The organism is Pedobacter heparinus (assembly GCF_032678725.1).
GTDB lineage: Bacteria > Bacteroidota > Bacteroidia > Sphingobacteriales > Sphingobacteriaceae > Pedobacter > Pedobacter heparinus_A.
This window is the reverse complement of sequence record NZ_JAVTSC010000003.1, coordinates 464133-470589: the sequence shown is the minus strand read 5'-3', so window position 1 is coordinate 470589 and position 6457 is coordinate 464133. Positions and strand designations below refer to the sequence as shown.

Annotated in this window: 3 protein-coding genes; 1 reads left to right on the top strand and 2 read right to left on the bottom strand. The window is 44.7% G+C overall.

Annotated elements, in window-relative coordinates:
* Positions 1-218 precede the first annotated feature (218 nt).
* Positions 219-1199, top strand: a complete 981-nt coding sequence (locus tag R2Q85_RS07390; RefSeq protein ID WP_316811119.1) for an acyl-ACP desaturase — start codon at positions 219-221, stop codon at positions 1197-1199.
* Between the two features lie 3 nt (positions 1200-1202).
* Here R2Q85_RS07390 and R2Q85_RS07385 read toward each other — a convergent pair whose 3' ends face one another.
* Together R2Q85_RS07385 and pafA are read right to left on the bottom strand one after the other, a co-directional pair.
* On the bottom strand, positions 1203-4595 hold the full coding sequence (locus tag R2Q85_RS07385) for a methylmalonyl-CoA mutase family protein (RefSeq protein WP_316811118.1): 3393 nt from the start codon (positions 4593-4595) through the stop codon (positions 1203-1205).
* A 147-nt stretch (positions 4596-4742) separates the two neighbouring features.
* The gene (gene pafA / locus R2Q85_RS07380; RefSeq protein WP_316811117.1) at positions 4743-6410 is read right to left on the bottom strand and encodes an alkaline phosphatase PafA; all 1668 of its coding nucleotides are present in this window, start codon (positions 6408-6410) and stop codon (positions 4743-4745) included.
* Between the last annotated feature and the right edge of the window lie 47 nt (positions 6411-6457).

Genomic DNA, 6457 nt, shown 5'->3' with positions numbered 1-6457 from the left:
ATAGAGCAGCCGGAATTCTTATCAGCACATGGCATGTCCCGCTTTCATTAGCTGTTTGCCTGTCTGATCATTACGGTTTGCAACAAAGCCCCGCCTTGCACAAAATTTAACACTATTTTAGGCAATTATATAGAACTTTATTAGGAATAAATGATGCTCATCACTTATTTTGAACAATTTTTGGTTATCTTTGATACAAATTTAAAATTATAAAACGAATGAGTTTTTTCGCAGAAAAAAGAAGGGAAGTAATGTTACACATAGAGAGCTATATGCTTGAAATGATGGATACCTACTTGAAACCGATTGATACAAATTGGCAGCCATCTGATTTTTTGCCTGATTCTACCAGCGATACATTTTACCAGGATATAAAAATACTACGTGAAAATGCAAATGATCTTTCTTATGATCTTGTTGCAGTACTGATCGGTGATACCATTACGGAGGAGGCTTTGCCAACTTATGAGTCCTGGCTGAGTATGGTGGATGGAATTTCAAGGGATGAAAAAGGTGGATGGATGAAATGGACCCGTCACTGGACTGCCGAAGAAAACAGACATGGTGATTTACTGAATAAATACCTTTACCTATCTGGAAGGGTAGATATGCGGCAAATGGAAATTTCAACGCAGTATTTAATAGCGGATGGATTTGATATCGGAACCGGCCATGATCCTTACCGTAACTTTATTTATACGAGCTTTCAGGAGCTGGCTACAAATGTTTCGCACAGAAGGGTAGCCTCATTGGCTAAAAAGGACGGGGACACTTTGTTGTCTAAGATGTGTGGTGTGATTGCTTCTGATGAGGCCCGTCATGCTAAGGCTTATAAAGATTTTATGTCTAAGATTTTTGAAGTTGACCGGAACGAAGCGATGATTGCATTTGAAGATATGATGCGTCAGAAGATCGTGATGCCTGCGCATTTCCTGCGGGAAATGGGATTGAAGATTGGGCAGACTTTTGGTCATTTTACGGATGCTGCTCAGCGTTTAGGCGTTTATACCGCGATTGATTATGTAGAGATCATGCAGCAATTGATTGAGGAGTGGAAACTGGAAAGTATGGTTGATTTAAATGAAGCAGGCGAGAAGGCCCGTGATTATATCATGGCTTTACCTGCAAGGTTATTGCGGGTTGCAGAACGGATGAAAAACCCTACAATGGAGTATAAGTTTAGCTGGATACACGCCTAGCCATCACATGTTTCTGCGGTACTGGCCCCCAACTTCATAAAGGGCTTTTGATATTTGTCCCAAGGAGCATATTTTACCTACTTCCATCAGCTGTTCAAATATATTGTCTCCCGCAACAGCGGATTTCTGAAGGTTCTTTAAGGCCAATTCTGCTTGATCTGCATTCCTCTCCTGGAAGGTTTTTAAGGTGGTGATCTGGTATTGTTTTTCTTCTTCTGTAGCGCGGATCACCTCGCCTGGTACAATGGTAGGGGAACCATTTTTATTCAGGAAGGTATTTACGCCAACTATTGGATAAGTTCCGTTATGTTTTAAAGTTTCGTAATAAAGACTTTCTTCTTGTATTCTGCTACGCTGGTACATGGTTTCCATAGCACCAAGCACGCCTCCCCGGTCATTAATGCGTTTAAATTCATCCAATACTGCTTCTTCAACCAGGTCAGTAAGGTCTTCTATAATAAAAGAGCCCTGTAATGGGTTTTCATTTTTAGCCAATCCGAGTTCCCTGTTGATGATCAGTTGAATGGCCATTGCCCTGCGCACGGATTCTTCTGTGGGAGTGGTAATGGCTTCATCGTAGGCATTGGTATGCAGGGAATTGCAGTTGTCGTATATGGCGTAAAGTGCCTGCAGTGTGGTACGGATATCATTGAAGTCGATTTCCTGGGCATGCAGGGATCTGCCTGAAGTTTGGATATGGTATTTAAGCTTCTGCGACCTGTCGTTCCCTTTGTATTTTTTTTTGATGGCCTTTGCCCAGATGCGCCGCGCTACACGACCGATGACTGAATATTCAGGGTCAATCCCATTAGAGAAGAAAAAGGACAAGTTAGGGGCAAAATCATCGATGTTCATGCCTCTGCTCAGGTAATACTCTACAAATGTAAATCCGTTGCTAAGCGTAAATGCCAATTGAGAGATGGGGTTGGCGCCGGCTTCCGCAATGTGATAGCCTGAGATAGATACGGAATAGAAATTTCGGACTTTCTCAGTAATGAAATAGTTCTGGATATCGCCCATCATCCTCAGTGCAAACTCGGTTGAAAAGATACAGGTATTCTGGGCCTGATCTTCTTTGAGGATATCGGCCTGGACAGTTCCGCGAATTGTGCTAATGGCATGTGCCCTTATTTTTGCATAGATGTCTGCCGGTAATACCTGGTCGCCGGTAACACCTAAAAGCATTAATCCAAGTCCGTCATTGCCTTGGGGTAAGGCACCATTATAACGTGGCATTTCCTGGCCTTTTGCCTTGTAAATGTCTTTTATTTTCAACTCCACTTCTTTTTGCAGCCCGTTTTTTATGATGTATTGTTCACATTGCTGGTCTATTGCCGCATTCATGAAAAAGCTAAGCAACATAGGGGCCGGTCCGTTAATGGTCATGGACACTGAGGTGGAAGCTGCGCAGAGGTCAAAACCTGAATACAGTTTCTTGGCATCGTCGAGGGTGGCGATACTGACACCGGAATTGCCTATTTTTCCATATATATCCGGACGGATGTGCGGGTCTTCTCCGTATAGGGTCACAGAATCGAAGGCAGTGGATAAGCGATGGGCGGGTTGTCCGAGGGATACGTAATGGAATCTTTTATTGGTCCTTTCGGGTCCGCCTTCTCCGGCAAACATTCTTGTCGGATCTTCTCCCTCACGTTTTAGCGGGAATACGCCGGCAGCATAAGGGAATTCTCCCGGTACATTTTCGGTCAGTAGCCAGCGAAGAATATCACCCCAGTCTTCGTACCTGGGCAAGGACACTTTAGGGATTTGAAGTTTGGACAATGATTCGTAAAACAGCGGCTGTTTGATCTCCTTGTCTCTTACCTTATAGATAAAGTCTTTTTGCTGGTATTTGATCTTTGTTTCCGGCCACTGACGTAACAAACGCCTGCATTCTCCATCTAGCTGCTCTTCGAGATGCTGGTAAACTTGTTGCAGGGTTGCCGCTGTTTCTTCGCTGACAGAGATGTCTTTTGTCATGTTTTCCCGCGGTGTAAGCTGAATGACCCCCTGCAGCTGGTATAGTTTGCGGGCAATATAACATTGCTTAGTTACCCATTCGTTGTAGCTCTGGCTTGCTTCGGCAATTTCAGCGAGGTACCTGATCCGGTCGGGGGGGATAATGTAGATCTTTTCTGACTGTCCGGAGGTCAGCTCCATCCGGGCATCGAACTTAAGTCCTGTTTTTTCTTCAATTTTGCTGATCAGGGCCGTAAACAGGTTGTTCATGCCCGGGTCGTTAAACTGTGAAGCCATAGTGCCGAACACCGGGATGTTTTCATCTTTGGCATCGAAAAGGTTATGGTTGCGCTTGTATTGTTTGCGGACATCCCTCAGGGCATCAAGTGCTCCTCTTTTATCGAATTTATTGATGGCTACCAGATCGGCAAAATCGAGCATGTCAATCTTTTCCAGCTGGGTAGCGGCACCGAATTCTGGTGTCATTACATACAGGGAAACATCGCAGTGTTCGGTAATTTCGGTATCTGACTGTCCTATTCCGGAAGTTTCTACAATGATGAGGTCATATCCGGCGGCCTTACAGATGTCTATGCTTTCCTGGACGTTTTTAGACAGGGCCAGGTTGGCCTGCCTGGTGGCTAATGAACGCATATATACCCGGGAATTGTTGATGGCATTCATGCGGATCCTGTCGCCCAGCAAGGCGCCTCCCGTTTTACGCTTGGAGGGATCTACTGATATAATGGCCAGGGTTTTATCTTCAACTTCGATCAGGAAACGCCTCACCAGTTCATCTACCAGGGACGATTTACCAGAACCGCCGGTACCGGTGATGCCCAGTACGGGGGCCTGACTGCTTAAGGTCAGTTTTTTTAACTCATCTACAAATTGCTGTGCAGCTTCAGGATCGTTTTCAGCTACCGTAATTGCAGAGGCAATACTTTTGACGTTTTTTTGCGGGATGGTTTTAAGCTCACCATTCCATGAGTTGACAGTAGTGTAATCTGTTTGCTGGAGCATGTTATTGATCATACCCTGCAGGCCCATTTTTCGGCCGTCATCGGGAGAGTAGATCCTGGTGATGCCATACTCCTGCAGTTCTGCAATTTCTGAGGGAAGGATTACACCTCCACCACCACCGAATATTTTAATATGGGCAGCACCGCGTTCCCGCAGCAGGTCGTACATGTATTTGAAATATTCCATATGTCCACCCTGATAGGAGGTCATGGCTATCCCCTGAACATCTTCCTGAATTGCGCAGTTTACCACCTCCTCTACAGAACGGTTATGCCCCAGGTGTATCACTTCTGCACCAGAGGACTGCAGGATGCGGCGCATGATGTTGATGGTCGCATCATGACCGTCAAAAAGTGCAGCAGCAGTAACAAAACGGATTTTATGTTTGGGTTTATAGATTTCAATTTGCTCCATATCAGATTTATAATCGGTACACAAAGGTAACAAAAACCGGGCGCAGGCTGGTAAAGATCATTGCATCAAATGCAATGGCCTAAACAACAAAAAGCTGTTCGGGTTTTTGTTCCAGAACAGCTTTTAATTGATGTTGAATAGCTTTGCTTATGGATGGGTAAGCTCTGTAATGGGCTCACCTACGCAACCACTAGGCATTTGTATGTGCAGCATGGCCGCCAATGTTGCCGAAATATCGGTCATATAATGTGTTTTATTGGTTTTGCCGGGTTTTACTTTCCAGCCCATAAATACGCATGGGATGTGCGAATCGTAAGGGTTCCATGAACCATGCGTGGTTCCTGCACTGCTGCCACTAAAATAGCCCGATTGCAGCATGTAATAAATATCGCCGCTGCGACGGGCATTGTAGCCATTGGTGATGACCATTTTTAAACGTTCAGGCAGTGTGGTGCTGCTCAGTTTACTTAAATCTACTGCATTCATTACCCCAGGCTGTCTTTTGAGGTAGTCAATGGTGATGGTCTTCATTTCCTCATAATCAGCATTTGCTTTTTTGATCGCATCGTGGTTAAATACGATCTGGCTGTTCATGCCTGTGATGATTGCTTTTTTCACTTTAAATTTATCTTCGAACTGGGCATTCAGGTTTTTTATGATATTGGTATCAGAAAATGTTCCTCCAGGTAATTTATTCTCGGTCATAAAGCCTGCAACATGCGCTGCGCCATGATCCGCAGATAAAAAGAAAAGGTAATTTCCTTTGCCCAGCTTAGTGTCCAGGTAATTAAAGAAGGCTTCCAGGTCTTTGTCTAAGCGCAGGTAGGTATCTTCAGCTTCGATAGAATTGGGACCATACTGGTGGCCTACATAATCGGTAGCCGAACAGCTCACCGCCAGGAAATCGGTGGTGTTGTTCTGTCCCAGGTTTTCGGCAACAATTGCCTGTTTGGCCAGGTCGAGGGTAATGGTGTTTCCGTATGGTGTACTTTTGATGATCTCGTAATTTTTCCCGATGTAGAGTTTTAAGGGATGGGGGAAGGTAGGCGTTTGTTCACCTCTGGTTTTTCGCTCATAGCTTTTGTCATCGGCAGTGCTCTGGGTATAGCTGTCAATCGGATAAAGCGTATTCCAGTTCTGGGCATAAAAACGATCGGCTTGTTTCTGCTTGTTGTAATCCTGAACCCAGGCCGGGAGCTGGTTCATGTAATAAGTACTGGTGATCCAGTCACCGGTTTGTCCGTCAAACCAATAGGCAGCGTTGGCTGAATGGCCCGCTGGTAAAATAGAACCACGGTCTTTCAATGAAATTCCAATTACTTTGCTTTTAAAATTGGTAGCCAGGCGAAGTTCATCGGTAATGGTGGTAACCAGCATATTCTTTGGCGACATTAAACCTGCCATGGTATTGCTCCCTACAGTTTTAACGGTGGTGTCTTCGGCGCAGTATACGCTTCTCTGCAGCTGGGGATCGTACCAGTCGTTTCCGATAATGCCGTTAATGGAAGGTACGGAGCCTGTATAAATACTGGCATGGCCACATGCGGTATAAGTTGGGGTATAAGGAATAAAAGTATTCTCGGCCGAGAAACCTTCATTGATCAGTCTTTTAAAACCACCGCTCGTGTACCTGCTGTAGTAGCGGTACAGGTAATCCCATCTCATCTGGTCAATCACCAGTCCGACAACCAGTTTTGGCCGGTTTAGAGCTCCCGGGATTTCTTTTTTTGATTCGTTTTTAATGGCTTTTTTTTGAGCTGATGATACCTGGGTAAGCAGGATAAGCGCAGCAAACAGCAAGTAAATTCTTTTCATTTTTGTTTTGTGTGTTTTGTTTTAATGTGTTTTGGTATTTGTTCAAT

Bases quoted from the DNA above. Each gene is read 5' to 3' on its own strand.
- R2Q85_RS07390 (WP_316811119.1), top strand. From the start codon at position 219: ATGAGTTTTTTCGCAGAAAAAAGAAGGGAAGTAATGTTACACATAGAG.
- R2Q85_RS07385 (WP_316811118.1), bottom strand. From the start codon at position 4,595: ATGGAGCAAATTGAAATCTATAAACCCAAACATAAAATCCGTTTTGTT.
- pafA (WP_316811117.1), bottom strand. From the start codon at position 6,410: ATGAAAAGAATTTACTTGCTGTTTGCTGCGCTTATCCTGCTTACCCAG.